The sequence below is a fragment of the Afipia clevelandensis ATCC 49720 genome, from assembly GCF_000336555.1.
Taxonomy (GTDB): Bacteria; Pseudomonadota; Alphaproteobacteria; order Rhizobiales; family Xanthobacteraceae; genus Afipia; species Afipia clevelandensis.
The window spans coordinates 788,679-808,112 of the sequence record NZ_KB375281.1 but is presented as its reverse complement, the minus strand read 5'-3'; the positions used below and the strand labels follow the sequence as shown (position 1 = coordinate 808,112).

The following is a 19,434-nucleotide window of genomic DNA, read 5'->3' as shown; positions in this document are numbered from 1 at the left end:
GCACGATGACTTATTCACCGTGCGAAAGCAGGCCTGTACATGAATTTGCTGTCATTCACGCCGTGAAGCGGTTGATCGTCTCATCCAGGCTCATGAACTCGCGCGACCCGTCGCTGCGGCGCTTGATCTCCACCTTGCCCTCGGCGAGTCCCCGCGGCCCGATCAGGATCTGCCATGGAATGCCGATCAGGTCGGCGGTGGCGAACTTGCCGCCCGGACGCTGGTCGGTGTCGTCGTAGAGGACATCGACACCCTTGGCGCTCAGGGCATTGTAGACCTTCTCGCAGGCCTCGCCCGTGGTCGCGTCGTCCTGCTTGAGATTGAGAACCGCGACCCGGAACGGCGCGACCTCTTCCGGCCACTTGATGCCGTTCTCGTCGTGGCAGGCCTCGATGATCGCGCCCACCAGACGCGAGACGCCGACACCATAGGAGCCGCCATGGATCGGTTTCTCCGCGCCATCGGGACCGGACACCAGCGCCTTCATGCTGTCGGAGTACTTGGTGCCGAAATAGAAAATCTGTCCGACCTCGATGCCGCGGGTCTGCACCCGCTTGTCTTCCGGCACTTCGCGCTCATAGCGCGCGGCGTCATGAACATCTTCAGTGGCGGCATAGAGATCGGTCCACTGCTTGATGATCGGGGTGAGGTCGCCGTTGTAATCGACATCGGCGCCCGGCACCGGCAGGTCGAGCACGTCCCTGTTGCAGAACACGCCGGACTCGCCGGTCTCTGCCAGCACGATGAACTCGTGGCTAAGATCGCCGCCGATCGGCCCGGTCTCCGCGCGCATCGGGATCGCCTTCAGGCCCATCCGGGCGAAAGTGCGCAGATAGGCCACAAACATCCGATTGTAGGACAGGCGCGCCGCTGCCTCGTCCACGTCGAACGAATAGGCATCCTTCATCAGGAATTCGCGGCCGCGCATCACGCCGAAACGCGGACGCTGCTCGTCGCGGAATTTCCATTGAATATGATAGAGATTGAGCGGAAGGCTCCTGTAAGACTTCACGTAAGCGCGGAAGATTTCCGTGATCATTTCCTCGTTGGTCGGCCCGTACAGCAGCTCGCGCTTGTGGCGATCCGCGATGCGCAGCATCTCCGGACCGTAAGCGTCATAGCGCCCGCTCTCACGCCACAGGTCCGCCAGTTGCAGCGTCGGCATCAGAAGCTCGATGGCTCCCGCGCGGTTTTGCTCTTCCCGGACAATCTGCTCGATTTTCTTCAGCACCCGGAAGCCGAGCGGCAGCCACGCATAGATGCCCGCCGCCTCCTGCCGCATCATGCCCGCGCGCAACATCAGGCGATGCGAGACGATTTCTGCATCGCGGGGTGCATCTTTCAGAATTGGCAGAAAATAACGCGACAATCGCATGGGAATACTCAGGGTTTTCAGGGTTGTGGCCCGGGAATCGGACGCAGCCCGGGAACTTTGTCAGTGAAAGCGGATCGAACGTCAAAACACAAGTAAAAGCATGGCGGTCGTCCTGCAGTGTGACATTCCGGTCATTTCGGGTTCCCGAAACCCGTGCTAACAGCCTGTCGGGGCTTGGAATGATAGCAACACGGATCAGATCGGCAGGACGATGGGCGGCGTTTGTCGCGGCCTATGCGCTTGTCTTCAACGTGGTGCTGACAAGCGCGCTGCTGGCGACGATCTCACCCACCCAGGCCAATGCCGCCCACGAACTCTGTCTTAATGGCGGTCCGGCGGTCCCCGATGCGGATGGCAACACCGATTCCGGCAAGCCAATTGTCCGCTGCCCGCTGTGCCTCTCCAGCGCGGTGGCGACGGCCGACCAGCCACCGCAGACCCCGGCCCTCGCGATCCGTATCGCGCTGCGCATCCTGTTCGAGGCCCCGAGCCACGACCATGTCGTTGTCCGCTTTGCTGAGAACGACCACCAGCCGCGCGGCCCTCCCCACCTGAGCTGACGACCCGGCGCCTTCCCGGCGCATCCGTTCAATCGTCAACATCATTGGTGGGATTCAACCCATGTCTTCCGTTTCCATGCGGGCGCGCAGCATGCTGCTGGCGTCAGCTTCCATTGTAGCTATCTTTTCCATTTCTGAAGCTCTTGCGCAGAGCGAACCGCAGAACTTGCCGACTGTCGTCGTGCAAGGGCAGAAGAAACGGGCTGTCCGGAATCGTACCGCGCGACCTGCGCCGCAGGCACAGCCCGCCGAACCAGCAGCCGACCGAGATCAGCAGCCCGTCACGCAAACGACCGCCGGGCCCGTTCAAGGTTACCGCGCCCTGACCGCATCAAGCGCCACCAGAACCGATACCCCTATCGAACGACTTCCCCAGAACATCACGGTGATCCCACGTTCGGTTATCGACGACCAGGGCGCGACAACAGTCAGCGAAGCGACCAGGAATGCCAGCAACGTAGTTCCTCTAGATACCCGCATTATCGGTAACGTTGCGCAGAACCCCCTCACCATAAGAGGCTTCGGCGCGGAGATGTGGGTCGATGGATATCCCGGCAACTTGTTTGTTGCCGGAGATCGCGACGGCCTTGCCAACGTAGAACGCATTGAAGTGCTGAAAGGGGTAAACGCGCTTTTGTATGGGGGCGGCGCTGGCTCTCCGGTCGGAGGCACGGTCAACGTGATATCGAAGCTGCCGATGGACAAGCAGAAATATGAATTCGGCACCAAATTCGGCAGCTATCGATATACAGACTCGTACTTCGACATCAATCAACCGCTCAACCCCGAGAAAACGGCGCTATTCCGTATCACCGGGGAATATGGTCAGAGCAACGACTTCATCGATGTGCTCACCCCGAGTCACTACAACATCAACCCGACCCTGACCCTCACCAACCGCGAAGATACGACGCTGACAATTCAAGCGTTCGCGTCACAGCATCGCCAGCAGGCCTATGTCGGCCTTCCCGTGGAAGGCACGCTGTTCGGTTCATTTCGCGTGCGGCCGGATTTATATTTCGGCAACCCCAACATTCCGCTGACAACCTCGAAGACGAACGGAGCGACGGTCACGCTTGATCACCAGTTCGATGAGGTTTGGTCCACCAACATCAAGGCAAGGTGGAGTGAATCCAGCTTCCGGCAATTTTCGCAAAGTCCCGTTTATGATGCCACGGGCACCGGTGGCACTCCGGCCATTCCGCCATCGACATTCGACATCCTGAACTCAGACATTCTCGATCGTCAGCGTGAATTCAGCATCAATCCAACCGTCAAAGCCAAGTTCGCGACCGGCATCGCGGACAATACTCTGTTGCTTGGCGGCGATTACAGCAACGTCAAGGATACGGGGTATCACCACGCCGACTCGCTTGGAAATTGCAACATTCTGTTCGGGCCGTTCTGTCCATACCCAAACAACGGTCCCGCCACGGGAGCCTTTGTCGATTTAAGCCAGAATAGCCCGGTGTTCCCGATCTACTCTGTGCCGACGCCCGGCGTGAATGAATACGTGCCCTTCTTCGAGTTCAACAACAGCTACATCACCAAGGGCGTGTACGGACAGATGCAATCGACGTTGTTCGACCGCGTTCACTTCATCGGCGGCGCCCGGCTCGCGTCCATCGACATCAAATATATCGAGAACACCACAGCAACCACATACACGACCGACAAGACCAAGCTGTTGCCGCGCGGTGGTGTGGTTGTCGATATTCTTAAGGGATTCTCGGTCTATGCCAGCTACGGCGAAGGCATGAAGTGGACTCCGTTCACGCAGACCTTTGTGCAGTCAGATCCCGAAACGTCGAAACAGTACGAGGCTGGTGTCAAGTTCAACGCCAACAATGTCTTCACCGGAACTCTTGCGGTTTTCGAAATCGAGAAAAACAACGTACCGGTCGCCACCGGTCCCGGTATCAGCGGCGTTTCGCGCCAGAAGTCTCGCGGCTTCGAAGCTGACGTGATTTATCAGCCAAATCGCAACTGGAGCGTACTTGGAAGCTACGGATACACGGACGCATACTATGCAGACGCTTTCCTTCTAGGCGGCGCACCGGTCGCAGCGGGCAACAAACTCGCAATGGTGCCGCAAAATTCCGGACGGTTCTGGGTCGACTACAAGTTTGACCCCGGCGTATTGTCAGGCTGGAGCGTCGGTGCCGGTATCTACGCCTCGTCGGGCCAGTATTTGAACGCATTCAACTTATGGCGCACCGACGGATATTACACGCTCGATGCAAAGATTGGCTATGAGAAGGACCGTTTCCGTGCGGCGTTGTTCGTGAAAAATCTCACCGGGCAAGAGTATTTCACACCATATACGTGGTTCGGTGGTCAGGTCGCGCCCGGCGCACCACGCGCGATCTACGGCCAGATCAGCTACAAATTCGATTGAGGTCAAAATGTTGACGCGCCGACAACTTGCTGCCGTGAGTGCGATATTCGCAGCTATTCATCCGCTTCATAAAGCACTCGGTCAAACAGCGGGTGTCGGCGCGTCAGGCACAGCCACGACAACCACACACGATATGTCGTCCATGCCAGCGAACTGGATGGGCAAGGAGCAGATTGCCTTCCTGATCTATCCGGAATTCACCGCGCTCGACATGGTCGGGCCGCACTACATGTTCACCAATCTCATGGGAGCAACGACGCATGTTGTTGCAAAAACCCGCGATCCCGTCAGAAGCGATACAGGCCTTGTATTCACGCCATCGGCTAGCTTCGAGGACTGTCCAAAAGACCTCGACATTATCTGCGTACCCGGCGGATCGAACGGCACGCTCGCCGCGATGCAAGATGAGGCAACGGTGAGTTTCATCAAGGATCGCGGCTCGCGCGCCAGATTCGTGACATCCGTTTGCACGGGATCGCTCATCCTTGGTGCGGCGGGTCTGCTCACCGGGTACAAGGCGACGTCGCATTGGGCCGCAAAGTCTTTGCTCCCGATCTTTGGCGCAGTTCCGACCGACGGGCGTATCGTTCAAGACCGAAACCGGATTACCGGCGGAGGCGTGACTGCAGGCATCGATTTCGGTCTTAAACTCGTCAGCCAGCTACGGGATCGGCAGTATGCGGAATCCGTCCAGTTGCTCGCCGAGTATGCCCCGGAGCCGCCATTTGACGCCGGAACGCCGCAGCGTGCCCCCGCTGCGGTGACAGCACTGATGGACGGCATGTTCGTTGATTTCAGACAAAAAGCCGAAGCAATCGGGCGTGACGTGTACGCCCGCAATCGAAATGGATAAGCTAAAATACAACACATGAAGCCCGTATCAATCGAAGCGTCGTAAAGCCGTTCAATCAATCTTTTCTCTGCAAGATCACCATGCTAACCCTGCCCTTTGGGGGCTGAACTTTGACTTTTGCAACACGGATCAGATCGGCGGGACGATGGGCGGCGTTTGTCGCGGCCTATGCGCTTGTCTTCAACGTGGTGCTGACCAGCGCGCTGCTGGCAACGATCTCGCCCACCCAGGCCAATGCCGCCCACGAACTCTGCCTCAACGGCGGCCCGGCGGTCCCCGATGCGGACGGCAACACCGATTCCGGCAAGCCAATTGTGCGCTGCCCGCTGTGCCTCTCCAGCGTCGTGGCAACGGCCGACCAGCCACCGCAGACCCCGGCCCTCGCGATCCGTATCGCGCTGCGCATCCTGTTCGAGGCCCCGAGCCACGACCATGTCGTTGTCCGCTTTGCTGAGAACGACCACCAGCCGCGCGGCCCTCCCCACCTGAGCTGACGACCTGGCGCCTTCCCGGCGCATCCGTTCAATCGTCAACATCATTGGTGGGATTCAACCCATGTCTTCCGTTTCCATGCGGGCGCGCAGCATGCTGCTGGCGTCAGCTTCAATCCTGTCCGTTATTCCGTTAGCGCACGCGCAGACCGCTCAAACGCTGCCTGCGGTTAATGTGGAGGCGCAGCAGCAGCCAAAACCTGTGCGGAATCGCACAGCGCGGCAAGTCACCACAAACGCCCAGCCAGATCAGGCCACAGTGCCAGGAAGTCTGACGGTGCCGACCACGGAGCAAGCGCGCGTCAACATCGACCGGACACCGGGCGGTGTCGAAATCGTACCCGACACCGAGTTCAAGAACGGACCCGCTAACACGATCAAAGATATTCTGAGCTGGGTGCCCGGCGTTGTCTCGCAGATGCGCTGGGGCCCCGATGGACGCATTTCGATCCGCGGCTCAGGACTAACACGCAACTACGGCAACCGGGGCATCAATCTGTACATGGACGGCATTCCGATCAACACCGCTGACGGATTGACCGACCTGTTCGAAGTCGATCCGACCGCTTATCGTTACGTCGAGGTGTTCAAAGGTGCCAATGCCCTGCGCCTCGGCGCCAACGCGCTCGGTGGCGCAATCAATTTCGTTTCGCCGACGGGGCGTGATGCGCCCTCTTTCGATGCACGCATCGATGGGGGAAGCTTCGGCTATGTCAAAAGCTCAGTAAGCACTGCCGGAGCGAAGGGGCCTTACGATTGGTATGTCAACGCCTCTGCGCAGCGCGAGGACGGATATCGCGAACACAGTCGAAATGACGTTGAGCGCCTCAACGCGAACTTCGGCTACCAGTTCTCGCCCGAGGCCGAGACACGCTTTTACATCAACGCAAATACCTGGCGCGGACAGTTGCCCGGCGAGGTCACCAAAGACCAGGCATTGAACAACCCACGCGCGGCTAATCCAGTGTGGGTGCAGCAAAACCAGCAACGCAACATCGATTCAATACGCCTTGCCAACAAGACAACGTTACGTTTCGATTCAACCACCGTTGATTTTGGAATCTTCACCCAGCAACGTCATGTCGATCACCCGATTTATCGTTACCTTGACTACAGCGTCGCCGATTACGGAGCCTTTGCCCGCGCCACCGACGACCGGATTATCGGCGGGCTCCGCAACCGCTTCATTGTCGGCGTAAACCTGCAAACCGGCACAAATGACTATGCAGAGTACGATAATCCGTGCTGTGCGACGAAAGGCGCGTTGCAAAGATCGGAACTGCAAAAATCCCAGAACCATTCAATCTACTTCGAAAACAGTCTCTACGTCCTACCGAGCGTCGCTCTTATAGGTGGCGGGCAATTCCTCCACGCGGTGCGCGATCGCCAGGATCGATTTTTGGCCAACGGCGACCAATCTATCAAACGCACTGACGACTTGTTCAGTCCGAAGGTCGGATTGTTATGGGAGGTGAATCCAGGTTGGCAAGTGTTCGGTAATATCTCGCGCAGCGCAGAGGTTCCTACGTTCGACTCAGTGATGTTTTCCACGTTTAGTGCGCCTCCGCTGCCGAACGTGAACCCGCAAACTGCAACCACCTACGAAATCGGCACGCGTGGCCGCACCCCCGATTTTTCGTGGGACGTGTCGCTCTATCGCGCGAACCTCAAGAACGAATTGCAGTGCCTGACAACCAACTTCTTCTTTTATAGTCCCTGTAACGTCGTCAATGCCGACCGAACGGTGCATCAAGGCATCGAAGCTGGCTTCGGCGTCGCTTTCCTCAAGACGGTTTTCGCGCAGGACGACCGCTTCTGGTTTAATCTGGCCTACACTTACAACGATTTCCGCTTCGACAACGATCCGACATGGGGCAATAATCGGCTCCCCGGCGTAGGACCTCACAACGTCAAGGCAGAGGTGCTCTACAAGAATCCTAACGGATTTTATGCCGGACCGAACGTCGAGTGGATGCCGCAGGCTTATTTTGTTGATAATGCCAATACGTTCACTGTGGACCCCTTTGCGTTGGTCAACTTCAAGATTGGTTACGACCGGGGGACCGGATGGTCCGGGTACGTTGAAGGGCGCAATCTTTTCGACAAGCGATATATCGCCACGACGATTACCGCCGGAATAGCAGACCCCACGCAGCAGTATTTCAATCCCGGTCAAGGACGCTCGATTTACGGCGGCCTCCGCTATCGGATGTGATGTTCATGACAAACCATCCTGTCCAACGCTCGGCCCTTCGGCGCATCCGTTCAATCGTCAACATCTTTGGTGGACCTAAACCCATGTCTTCCGTTTCAACACGCGCACGCCGCATCAGCATCCTGCTGGCGTCCGTCTCAATCGCAACCGTGGCGACCGTCACGCAATCTTTCGCGCAGTCCGCGTCTCAAACTCTGCCGACAGTGAACGTCGAAGGCGAAACCAAACCTCGTCCGGTCAGAAACCGCGTCGCGCGGCCGGCGAGCGCCCAGCCTTCATCTTCGACACCGCCGGCCGCGTCGCCCGCGGCACCGCAACAGCTCGGCGTCAAAACCGCCGATCAGGCCCGTCAGGATATTCAGCAGACGCCCGGCGGCGTCGCTGTCGTCGCCGCGGAGGACTACAAGAACAACTCTGTCGCCAGTACCATCAAGGATGTGCTCGGCTATGTGCCGGGCGTGTTCGCCCAGCCGAAATGGGGCGACGACACCCGGCTTTCAATTCGCGGCTCTGGCCTGTCGCGCAATTTCCATCTGCGCGGCGTCCAGCTCTACATGGACGGCATTCCGATCAACACCTCCGACGGCTATGGCGACTTTCAGGAGATCGACCCGACAGCCTACAAGTATGTCGAGGTCTACAAGGGCGCGAACGCCTTGCAGTTTGGCGCCAATTCGCTCGGCGGCGCGATCAACTTTGTCACCCCGACCGGGCGCGACGCCAAGGTCAACAGTGCCGGCGTCGACATGGGTTCGTTCGGCTATCGCCGCTTTCAGGGCAGCGTCGGCGGCGCGAGCGGGCCGTGGGATGCGTTCTTTACGGCCTCGAACCAGAGCGCTGAAGGTTTCCGCGATCACAGCTACGGTCACTCGACCCGCGCCAGCGGCAATATCGGCTATCAGTTCTCGCCTGATTTCGAAACGCGGTTCTACATTGATGCCAACGACGTGCGTCAGCGGATTCCCGGTTCTGTCACGCGAGCATCGGCATTGACGTCGCCGCAGACTGCGGCGGCTGTCAACGTGATGAATGACTGGCAGCGCAATATTGACACGGTGCGCATCGCCAACAAGACCACCATCCGGTTCGACGCCACCACAGTCGAGTTCGGCGCCTTTGCGGTGGACCGCCACCTGATGCATCCGATCTTCCAGTGGCTGGACTACAGCTACAAGGACTACGGCGGATTCGTGAAGGCTACGGATGATCGGATCATCGGTGGCTATCGCAACCGGTTCGTCGCCGGCATTAACGTATTGAACGGCACCATCGACGCCCAGCAATACGTCAATACGGGCGGCTACAAGGGCGCGCTGCAGTCATCGCTCACCCAAAAGCCGGAGAACTATTCAGGCTTTGCCGAGAACTCGTTCTACTTCCTGCCGAATGTCGCAGCGGTCGCAGGCGCGCAATATCTGTTTGCTGTCCGAGACCAGCAGGTCAATTTCTCGCTGAATGGTGACAAGACAGGCCGCAGCACATTCAGCCTGTTCAGCCCGAAGGGCGGACTGCTCTGGAATGTGGATCCAACCTGGCAGGTGTTCGGCAACATCTCGCGCAGCGCCGAGGTCCCGAGCTTCGGCGAAAGCGTCGCACCAAGTTTCCAGAACCCCGGTTATCCGACGATTCCCTTCTATGACATCAAGCCTCAGACGGCCACGACCTACGAGATCGGAACGCGCGGACGGCGCCCCGACCTGACGTGGGAAATGACCGGCTATCGCGCCGAGATCAAGAACGAACTGTTGTGCTTCTACAGCAATTTCGGAAATTGCAACGTCACCAATGCGGATCGTACCGTGCATCAGGGCATTGAAGCCGGCCTTGGCGTGGCGGTGCTGAAGAACATCTTCACGCCCGATGCGGACAAGTTGTGGGTCAACCTTGCTTACACCTTCAACGACTTTCGTTTCGACAACGATGTGACCTACGGCAACAATCAGTTGCCCGGGGCACCGCGTCACTTCCTGCGTGCGGAGGTGCTCTACAAGCACGCCAATGGCTTCTACATCGGTCCAAATGTGGAATGGGTGCCGCAGGCTTACTACGTCGACAGCGCCAATTCGCTGACCACACAGGCTTATGCAATCTGGGGCCTCAAGGCTGGCGTCGATGATGGCAAGTATTCGATGTATCTCGAAGCTCGCAACATCGCGAACACCTCATACATCGCAAGCGCAAGCATCATCAATCAGGCAAATGCTACCATGCCGCTATTCGAACCCGGTACCGGCCGCGCCGTCTATGCCGGCATGAAAGTGCGGTGGTGAGCTTTCCGCGCCAATAACTGATGCCAAATCTTTCCCGGCAGTTACTTTCTGCCGGGAAAGCGGGTTTTCAAGTGAAACGGATTCTCAATGCAGAAACTTTCCAGAGCGGTGCTGATATTGGCGCTGATCATTGCGGCGGGAAACGCATATGCGGGACCGGAAGAAACTGCGATCTCGAACATGCTCGTGCGCATGTTCGACAAGCCCGAATCCAGACTGGCGGTCGGTCCCGTCGTGGTCTCAGGCGATCATGCCATTGCCGATTGGGCGCAGGGCGAGATGGGTGGCCGCGCGCTGCTACGGCGGCGGCACAATGAATGGAGTATCGTCCTGTGCGCTGGCGATCAGATCAAGGCGCAAGACGCGATGATCAAAGCTGGTGTGCCCGCCTCCGATGCCTCGCGCCTGTCGTCCGGTCTCGCCAGCGCGGAGGCCTTGCTCGACCCGAAGCAACGCGCTTCGTTTTCGAGGTTCGAAGGACTCGTGATGATGGAGCACGATTCGAACCACCACTGATTTAGGTGCAACGGATCGCTCGGGGACCAGCGTGTACGGATTCCTGAACGGTAGTTTTGCACCATTGATCGGATGAATAATGCAGGCCGTTTCAAAATGCGTGTGAAACGGCCAGTTTTCAGCTCGAAAATGCAAATGGTGCACTGCCGCAAAAATGGACATTTAATGCTGAAAAACGTGACAATCAAGGAATGTTCAGCTACAAAATCGCGTCAGCGCGGTACGGCTTATCGCCGCATCGGCTGGTGGTCCAAGTCTCGGGAGGAGCCCTGACGCGCACAAGCAGCGTCACCCCGTCTAACAAAGGATAAATCCAACTTTTCGGGGAAAATAGGGTCGACACAATTTTTAGAGCAGGGCTTTGGCCCTGCTCTTTTTTCTTGGCGATGTGTTTCGCGATTGTCCGGTTTGGTTTGTCGCGGAATCCGCACGAACTGCGTTCACCTCGCGGGCAAATGCCGACGCGGCCCATATGCACTATATCGCAGCTTGTCTTGCCTAGAGCGGAATGCCCATCAGTTGCGTCAGGCGCTCGACATTCAGGTAGCCGGCCCTGAACGCCCACGTTCCGATAGCGAAGAGCACGGCCGAAATCAGCGTGGTCCACAGCAGCTTGCGCCCCATCCGCGCAGCCGTTGGCGCGCCGGGGTCCGTGCCCGCGGCACCCTCGCCCTCTTCCATCTGGCTCCGCACACCGAACGGCAGCACCGCGAACAGCACCACCCACCAGAGCACGAAGTAGATCGCGAACGCGGTTGAGAGCGAATAGACCATCTCGATTCTCAGGACTGTTCGATTTCGACAAGCGCGCCGGAGAAGTCTTTCGGATGCAGGAACAGCACCGGCTTGCCGTGGGCGCCAATCTTCGGATTGCCGTCGCCGAGCACGCGCGCGCCTTCCGCAATCAGCTTGTCGCGCGCGGCGATGATCTCCGGCACCTCGTAGCAGACGTGATGGATGCCACCGTCGGGATTGCGCTCGACGAACTTTGCAATCGGCGAATCCTCACCGAGCGGCTGGATGAACTCGATCTTGGTGTTCGGCAGGGTCGCGAACACGGTGATCACGCCATGCTCGGGCAGCGGCACCGCGTCCGAGATTTCAGCGCCGAACGCCGTGCCGTAGATCTTCGCAGCCTTCTCGGCGTCCTTCACCGCAATCGCCACATGATTGAGACGGCCCAGCATCTGTTACTCCCTCACGCTATCGAGCGAAATCAAACCATCAGCACATGAACGACGCAAAGCGGCTTCTTGCCCCACTGGTCGTTGATCTCGGAGCGGACCGCGCGCCGCACGGATTCGGCCACCGCATCGGGATCGCGCCGCCGCGCACGCGGAAGGTTCTCGACAGTGGAGACGACCAGATCGAACACCTCGTCGGCGATCACCTCGCCGTTCTTGTTCTTCTCGGGAACACCCACCAGCTCGACCTCCGGATCGTCGGCCAGTTCGCCCTTGTCCGTGAGCGCGATGGCCACAAATGCGCAGCCTGCGAAGGATAGCCGCCGCCGCTCGGTGACGGCCTGCGCCTTCTCGGTTTCGAGGATGTTCCCGTCCTTGTAGATACGCCCGTGCGGCAGTTCCTCGATGATCGCGGGATCGCCCGGCCCGAGCCGCACCAGGTCGCCGTTCTTGCAGACCAGGACTTTCGGCACGCCGCAGGCCCGCGCGAGTTTAGCATGCTCGGCCAGATGCAGCGCCTCACCATGCGCCGGGATCAGCAGTTGCGGGCGAACCCAGGAAATCATGTCGCGCAGTTCGTCCCGGCGCGGATGGCCGGAGACATGAACCAGATGGGTGCGGTCCGTAATGATCTCGATGCCCTGCTCCACCAGCCCGTTAATGATCGCACCGACCGCTTTCTCGTTGCCGGGAATAGTCCGCGACGAGAAGATCACCGTATCGCCCCTGTTGAGCGTCACCTGCGGATGATCGTCGTTGGCGATGCGGGCCAGCGCCGCACGCGGCTCGCCCTGGCTGCCTGTGCACAGCGCAAGCACCTTGTCCGGCGGAAAACTGCCGTAATAGTCGGCGCTGCGGAAATTCTGCACGCCGTCGAGATAACCCGTTTCGCGCGCGACCTGCACCACACGCTCCATCGCACGGCCGACCACCACGACCTCGCGGTCTGCAGCCTTCGCGGCGTCTGCCACGGCGCGCAGCCGCGCCACGTTGGACGCAAATGTCGTCACCGCGACACGGCCTTTCGCGGCCTTCACAAGCTCTGTAATGTTCTTGGCGACTTCGCGCTCGGACGGCGAGCGGCCTTCGCGCACCGCATTGGTGGAATCCCCGACCAGCGCCAGCACGCCCTCATCGCCGATTTCCCGCAGCCGCTTCTCGTCGGTGGGCTTGCCGATGATCGGTGTCGGGTCGATCTTCCAGTCGCCGGTGTGAAGCACGGTGCCGACCGGTGTGCGGATCGCAAGCGCATGCGACTCCGGAATGGAATGCGCCACCGGAATGAACTCGACGCTGAAAGGGCCGATCTCGACGGTGCCGCCCGACGGCACCACGGTCACAGGAATGTTCGGCGGATTGCGCTCGCCGGCGCATTTCGCCTCGAACAACGCTGCGCTGAACTGAGTCGCATAGATCGGACACTTGAGTTGCGGCCACAGATCAATGATCGCGCCGAAATGGTCTTCATGGGCATGGGTCAGCACCAGCCCGACCAGATTCTTCCGCTCCTTCACCAAAAAGCGGATATCCGGCATCACCACATCGATGCCCGGCAGGTGTTCCTCGTTGCCGAACGACACGCCGAGATCGACCGCCAGCCAGCTTCGCTGATGCCGATTGCCGAGGCCGTAGATCGACAGGTTCATGCCGATCTCCCCGATGCCGCCAAGCGGCGCGAAAGTCAGTTCGTCAGGTCGCGACATATCAGGTTGCTCCGGACGATTTGGTTGAGCCGAAATGAACGTCGCCCGCCGCGATCGGCGCGCGCTTGCCGTCATATCCGGCGACGATCAGGCAGCCTGTGTCGTCGATGGTCTCAAAGATACCCTCAACTGCCGTTCCGTTCGAGTGGATCGAGACCGTATCCCCCAGCCCGGCGGCGCGGTCCAGCCACAGGCGGCGGATTTCAGCAAAGCCTCTGCCATTGTCCCAGATGCCGCGGAACTCGGCCCATGAATCCGATAGCGCTGCGAACAGGTCGCTCGCGCTGGCCGTAATCCCAAGGGCCGACAACGACGACGCCGGATAAGGCGTGCCTTCGGGCGAAGAGACGACATTGGTCCCCATGCCGACGGCGACACACAAATCACTGCCGAGGGTTTCCGCTTCGAGCAAAATACCGGATAGCTTCTTGCCATCGGCCAGCACGTCATTCGGCCATTTAAGCAGGAACTGGACCGGCGTGCCGGAGCGCATGCGGTGCTCCACGCTCACCGTCTGCAGCGCCGCTTCAAGCGCAAGCCCCGCCGCAAATCCGAGCGTGGCAGCGACCGGTGGCTGCACATCGACCTTTTCGAGAATCGTGGCTGCGAGATTGCCGCGTGGCGACACCCATTCGCGCTGGCGGCGTCCGCGTCCGGCGGTCTGCAAATCGGTCACCAGCCAGAGCGGGCCGCGCTCGCCTGCCCTCGCGCGCTCGAGCGCCTCGGCATTGGTCGAGCCGATGCTGTCGAAAGCCTGCACACGATAGTTCTGGGCTCTGGCCCGTGGACCGAGAGCGAACGTCATTAAAATAGCGACTTCGCGGCGGTGGTCGCCGCATTCACCAGCGGTCCTGGATAAACAAAGAACAGCAGGTTGAAGATACCGGCCACTGCCAGCACCACCCGCAGTTCAGGGCGCATCGGCTCCATCGCCTCTTTTGGCTCGTCGAAGTACATCACCTTGACGATGGTGAGATAGTAGAACGCGCCCACCACGCTGGAGAGCACGCCGAGCACCGCAAGCGTGAACAGCCCGGCCTTCACGGCCGCGAGGAACACGTAGAACTTGGCGAAAAACCCTGCGAGCGGCGGAATGCCCGCCAGCGAGAACAGGAACATGGCGAAGAAGAATGCCAGCACCGGATTGGTGCGGGAAAGCCCTGCGAAGTCACTGATGGTCTCGACCGGACGGCCGTTGCGCTTGAACGCCAGAATGATCGCGAAGGTGCCCAGCGTCATCGCGACATAGATTGCGATGTAAACCAGCACGCCCTGCGCGCCCTGCTGCGTTCCGGCGGCAAGTCCGACCAGCGCAAAACCCATGTGACCGATGGACGAATAGGCCATCAGGCGCTTGATGTTCTTTTGGCCGATGGCGGCGAACGAACCCAACGCCATCGAGGCGATAGAGACGAACACCACGATCTGCTGCCACTGCGGCACGATGCCGGGGAATGCGGTCAGCGCCACGCGGGTGAACACTGCCAATGCCGCCACTTTCGGTGCGGAGGCAAAGAACGCGGTGACCGGTGTCGGCGCGCCCTCATAGACGTCCGGCGTCCACATGTGGAACGGCACGGCGGAGACCTTGAAACACAGGCCCGCGAGCAGGAACACGAGACCGAACAGCAGGCCGATATTGCCGCCCTTCGCCTCAGCCGCGATACCGGCAAAGCTGACCGTACCGGTAAAGCCGTAAATCAGAGATGCCCCGTACAGCAGCATGCCCGAGGACAGCGCGCCGAGGACGAAATACTTCAGGCCGGCTTCGGTGGACTTGGTGTCGTCGCGATGGCTCGCGGCGACGACGTAAAGCGCAAGGCTCATCAGTTCGAGCCCAAGATAGAGCATGATCAGGTCCCCGGACGAGATCAGCACCATCATGCCCGTGGTCGAGAGCAGCACCAGAATAGCGTATTCAAATATCTTCGCCTGTTCGGCGAGGTAAGACCGCGACAGGATCAGCGTCACGCCGGAGCCGATCAGCGCCAGCACTTTCAGGAAGCGCGCATAGTCATCGACAATGAAGCTGCCGCCGAACGTGGTCAGCTTGCCAGCCGGCAGCCAGAAGATCAGCGCACCGGTGACCGCAAGAAGCACCACCGCAATGGCCGTCACAAGCTGCGTCGTCTGCGGGCCGCGGAACGCGCCGAGCATCAGAAGCGCCATGGCGCCAACCGCCAGCACCAGTTCCGGCAGCACGGGAAGCAGCGAATATCCTGCGAAAGTCATAAACCAATCCCGTTGTTACTGAACCAGCGCCGCCGCTTTCACGGCGGTGATGGCGGTGTTGTAGTTGGTGACAAGCTGCTGCACCGAAGCGGCCGACATGTCGAGGACCGGCTTCGGATACACACCAAACAGAATGGTGAGGATCACGAGCGGCGCGAGAATGATCCCTTCCCGCAGCGTCAGATCCTTGATGCCGGCCAGCGACGGCTTGTCGAGGACACCGAATACGACCTTGCGGTAGAGCCACAGTGCATAGCCGGCCGAGAGAATGACGCCTGTGGTCGCGAAGAACGCGGTTGGGATGCTGACCTTGAAGGTGCCGATCAATGTGAGGAATTCACCGACAAAGCCCGAGGTGCCCGGCAGGCCGACATTGGCCATGGTGAATACCAGGAATACAAAGGCATAGAGCGGCATCCGGTTCACGAGGCCGCCATAGGCCGCGATCTCGCGGGTATGCAGCCGGTCGTAGACCACGCCAACGCAGAGGAACAGCGCGCCGGACACGATGCCGTGCGAGATCATCTGGAACACGCCGCCCGCGATGCCCTGCGTGGTGCCCGCGAAGATGCCCATGGTCACGAAGCCCATGTGCGCGACAGACGAGTAAGCAATCAGCTTCTTGATGTCTTCCTGCATCAGCGCGACCAGCGACGTATAGACGATCGCAATGGCCGATAGCGTCCAGACCAGCGGCGCGAAGTCATGCGACGCCAGCGGGAACATCGGCAGAGAGAACCGCAGGAAACCGTAGCCGCCCATCTTCAGCAGGATCGCAGCCAGCACCACGGAGCCAGCGGTCGGCGCTTCGACGTGCGCGTCCGGCAGCCAGGTATGCACCGGCCACATCGGCATCTTCACCGCGAACGAGGCGAAGAAAGCCAGCCACGCCCATGTCTGCAGATTGCGCGGCACGGCTGTGGTCATCAGCGTCGGAATGTCGGTGGTTCCGGCGTTCAGATACAGCGCCATGATGGCGAGCAGCATCAGCACCGAGCCGAGCAGCGTATAGAGGAAGAACTTGAAGCTGGCATAGACCCGGCGCGGACCGCCCCACACACCGATGATCAGGAACATCGGAATGAGGCCGCCTTCAAAGAACAGATAGAACAGCACGAGATCGAGCGCAGAGAACGTGCCGACCATCAGCGTTTCCAGGAACAGGAACGCCATCATGTATTCGCGCACGCGCAGCGTGACCGACTTCCAGCTCGCCAGAATACAGAACGGCATCAGCGCGGTGGTGAGGATCACGAACGGCAACGAAATGCCGTCCACACCCATGTGGTAGCCGATGCCATTGGCGAGCCAGGCCGTCTTCTCGACAAACTGGAAGCCCGGCTGGGCCGGATCGAAGCGCAGCACCAGAATGACCGACACCGCGAAGGTGACGATTGTGGTCCACAGCGCAATCCAGCGGGAATTGCGCCGTGCGGCCTCGTCATCGCCGCGACTGAGATAAATCAGGATCGCGCCGACAACCGGCAGGAAGGTGACGACCGAAAGGATGGGCCAGGTCATGACCGAGCTTGTCATTATTGGCCCCCGAGACCGAAGATGAACCACGTGATGAGACCGGCTGCGCCGATCAGCATCGCGAAGGCATAGTGATAGAGATAGCCGGTCTGCAGACGAACGACGTTGCGCGTCACGTCAAGCACGCGCGCCGACACGCCGTCCGGCCCGAAACCGTCGATGATGAAGCCGTCGCCCTTCTTCCACAGGAAGCGGCCGAGCCACTTCGCCGGACGCACGAAGATGACCTCGTACAGTTCGTCGAAGTACCACTTGTTGAGGAAGAAGTTGTAGAGCAGCGGCTGCTGGTTCGCGAGTTCGACCGGCAGATACGGCTTACGGATGTAGAACAGCCACGAGACGAGGAAGCCGATCACCATCATGACCGTCGGCAGGAACGCGATCATTGCCGGGATGTGATGCATTTCTTCCAGAATGTGCGGATGGTTCTTCAGCGACTCGCGGAAGAACTCTTCGACGCCATGTCCTGCAAACAGTTCCTTGAACGGGAAACCGGCCAGGATCGAACCCATGGCGAGAACGCCAAGCGGGATCAGCATCGTGTACGGGCTTTCATGCGCGGCATCGTAGTGATGCTTGTCATGCGGCTCGCCATGGAACGTCTTGAAGATCAGACGCCATGAGTAGAACGAGGTCAGGCCCGCAGCGACCACAGTGCAAAGGAACCCGTAGAGCGCGAACGGATTGTGCGCCACGAATGCGGATTCGATGATCGCGTCCTTGGAGAAGTAACCTGCCGTCAGCGGGAATCCGGTCAGGGCCAGCGTGCCGATAACCATGGTGATGTAGGTGAACGGAATGCGGTCCTTCAGGCCACCCATGGCGCGGATGTCCTGCTCGTGGTGCATCGCATGGATCACCGAACCGGCACCGAGGAACAGCAGCGCCTTGAAGAAGGCGTGCGTGAACAGGTGGAACATGCCGACCGAATAGGCCCCTGCTCCCATCGCGACAAACATGTAACCGAGCTGCGAACAGGTCGAATAGGCAATGATACGCTTGATGTCGTTCTGCACGAGGCCGACGGTCGCGGCGAACATCGCCGTCGTCGCGCCGATCAGCATCACGAAGGCCTGCGCATTCGGCGCAAGCTCGAACAGTGGCGACAGACGCGCCACCATGAACACGCCGGCGGTGACCATGGTCGCGGCGTGGATCAGCGCCGACACAGGCGTCGGGCCTTCCATCGCGTCCGGCAACCAGGTGTGCAGCAGAAACTGCGCCGACTTGCCCATCGCGCCCATGAACAGGAACAGGCAGATCAGCGTCAGCGCGTCGATGTTCCAGTGGAAGAAATGGATGGTCTTGCCGGTCAGGCCGGGAGCCGCGGCAAAGATGGTGTCGAAATCCACCGAGCCGACCATCAGGAAGACCGAGAAGATACCGATCAGGAAGCCGAAGTCGCCGACACGATTGACCACGAACGCCTTGATGGCGGCAGCGTTGGCCGATGGCTTCTGGAACCAGAATCCGATCAGGAGGTAGCTGGCGAGACCCACGCCTTCCCAGCCGAAGAACATCTGCACGAGGTTATCGGCGGTCACCAGCATAAGCATCATGAAGGTGAACAGCGACAGATAGGCCATGAACCGCGGACGGTTCGGATCTTCGTGCATGTAGCCGATCGAATAAAGGTGCACGAGCGACGACACCGACGTGACAACAACCAGCATGACGGCGGTCAGTGTATCGACCCGGAATGCCCAGTTGACCACGAGATTGCCGGAGCCGATCCAGTTGAAAAGCTGAACGCGCGCATCGTGATGCAGTAGTCCGACATCGACCAGCGTCACCCATGACAACGCAGCCGAAATCAGCAGCAATGCGGTGGTGATAACCTCTGCGGCGCGGGAGCCCGCCGCAGGCGGCTCGACCGGACCGTGATCGTCATGGCTGTGATCGTCATGGCCATGCGCATCATGACCATGATCATCGTGGGCCGCATGGGCATGAGCAGCACCGTGACCATGGTCATCATGCCCGTGGGCATGATCCATCTCATCGCCACTCGGATTGCGCCCGTGCGCACCGAGCAGCGCGATCGCGCCCGCGATCAGCGCGCCGATGAGCGGCAGGAATACGATAGCCTGGATCATCGCCC

At 59.8% G+C, this 19,434-nt stretch carries 15 protein-coding genes; 7 read left to right on the top strand and 8 right to left on the bottom strand.

The window, feature by feature from the left end; all coding sequences use genetic code 11:
• Positions 1-55: 55 nt before the first annotated feature.
• A complete protein-coding gene (gene proS, locus HMPREF9696_RS03700; protein WP_002711607.1) occupies positions 56-1,375 on the bottom strand; it encodes a proline--tRNA ligase in 1,320 nt (439 codons plus the stop codon).
• Positions 1,376-1,554: 179 nt separating this feature from the next.
• Here proS and HMPREF9696_RS21160 point away from each other — a divergent pair, with 179 nt between their 5' ends.
• The 7 genes from HMPREF9696_RS21160 (at position 1,555) to HMPREF9696_RS03665 (ending at position 10,678) form a co-directional block, all read left to right on the top strand.
• Positions 1,555-1,935, top strand: a complete 381-nt coding sequence (locus HMPREF9696_RS21160) for a hypothetical protein (RefSeq protein WP_002711606.1) — start codon at positions 1,555-1,557, stop codon at positions 1,933-1,935.
• A gap of 61 nt (positions 1,936-1,996) precedes the next feature.
• Entirely contained in the window at positions 1,997-4,333 is a 2,337-nt protein-coding gene (locus HMPREF9696_RS03690; protein WP_002711605.1) for a TonB-dependent siderophore receptor, read from the top strand.
• Positions 4,334-4,475: 142 nt separating this feature from the next.
• Positions 4,476-5,186, top strand: a complete 711-nt coding sequence (locus HMPREF9696_RS03685; protein WP_245259196.1) for a DJ-1/PfpI family protein — start codon at positions 4,476-4,478, stop codon at positions 5,184-5,186.
• A 110-nt stretch (positions 5,187-5,296) separates the two neighbouring features.
• Entirely contained in the window at positions 5,297-5,680 is a 384-nt protein-coding gene (locus HMPREF9696_RS03680; protein WP_002711603.1) for a hypothetical protein, read from the top strand.
• A gap of 61 nt (positions 5,681-5,741) precedes the next feature.
• Positions 5,742-7,892: a TonB-dependent receptor family protein gene (locus HMPREF9696_RS03675; protein WP_002711602.1), complete on the top strand. Its 2,151-nt coding sequence runs from the start codon at positions 5,742-5,744 to the stop codon at positions 7,890-7,892.
• A gap of 83 nt (positions 7,893-7,975) precedes the next feature.
• On the top strand, positions 7,976-10,162 hold the full coding sequence (locus HMPREF9696_RS03670) for a TonB-dependent receptor family protein (RefSeq protein WP_002711601.1): 2,187 nt from the start codon (positions 7,976-7,978) through the stop codon (positions 10,160-10,162).
• Between the two features lie 87 nt (positions 10,163-10,249).
• Positions 10,250-10,678: a copper uptake system-associated protein gene (locus HMPREF9696_RS03665; protein WP_002711600.1), complete on the top strand. Its 429-nt coding sequence runs from the start codon at positions 10,250-10,252 to the stop codon at positions 10,676-10,678.
• A 498-nt stretch (positions 10,679-11,176) separates the two neighbouring features.
• Here HMPREF9696_RS03665 and HMPREF9696_RS03660 read toward each other — a convergent pair whose 3' ends face one another.
• The 7 genes from HMPREF9696_RS03660 to nuoL are packed head-to-tail and all read right to left on the bottom strand — an operon-like array spanning position 11,177 to position 19,429.
• Complete coding sequence (locus HMPREF9696_RS03660) at positions 11,177-11,452, bottom strand: DUF1467 family protein (RefSeq protein WP_002711599.1); 276 nt, start codon at positions 11,450-11,452, stop codon at positions 11,177-11,179.
• 8 nt (positions 11,453-11,460) lie between these two features.
• Entirely contained in the window at positions 11,461-11,865 is a 405-nt protein-coding gene (gene mce, locus HMPREF9696_RS03655) for a methylmalonyl-CoA epimerase (protein ID WP_002711598.1), read from the bottom strand.
• A 29-nt stretch (positions 11,866-11,894) separates the two neighbouring features.
• Entirely contained in the window at positions 11,895-13,565 is a 1,671-nt protein-coding gene (locus tag HMPREF9696_RS03650) for a ribonuclease J (RefSeq protein ID WP_002711597.1), read from the bottom strand.
• A gap of 1 nt (position 13,566) precedes the next feature.
• Complete coding sequence (locus HMPREF9696_RS03645) at positions 13,567-14,370, bottom strand: biotin--[acetyl-CoA-carboxylase] ligase (RefSeq protein WP_002711596.1); 804 nt, start codon at positions 14,368-14,370, stop codon at positions 13,567-13,569.
• Positions 14,370-15,797: an NADH-quinone oxidoreductase subunit NuoN gene (gene nuoN / locus HMPREF9696_RS03640; RefSeq protein WP_002711595.1), complete on the bottom strand. Its 1,428-nt coding sequence runs from the start codon at positions 15,795-15,797 to the stop codon at positions 14,370-14,372. The genes HMPREF9696_RS03645 and nuoN overlap by 1 nt, the downstream gene beginning before the upstream one ends.
• Before the next feature lie 15 nt (positions 15,798-15,812).
• Entirely contained in the window at positions 15,813-17,333 is a 1,521-nt protein-coding gene (locus HMPREF9696_RS03635) for an NADH-quinone oxidoreductase subunit M (protein ID WP_002711594.1), read from the bottom strand.
• Entirely contained in the window at positions 17,333-19,429 is a 2,097-nt protein-coding gene (gene nuoL / locus HMPREF9696_RS03630) for an NADH-quinone oxidoreductase subunit L (protein WP_002711593.1), read from the bottom strand. Before nuoL ends, HMPREF9696_RS03635 begins: the two co-directional genes overlap by 1 nt.
• Positions 19,430-19,434: the final 5 nt, after the last annotated feature.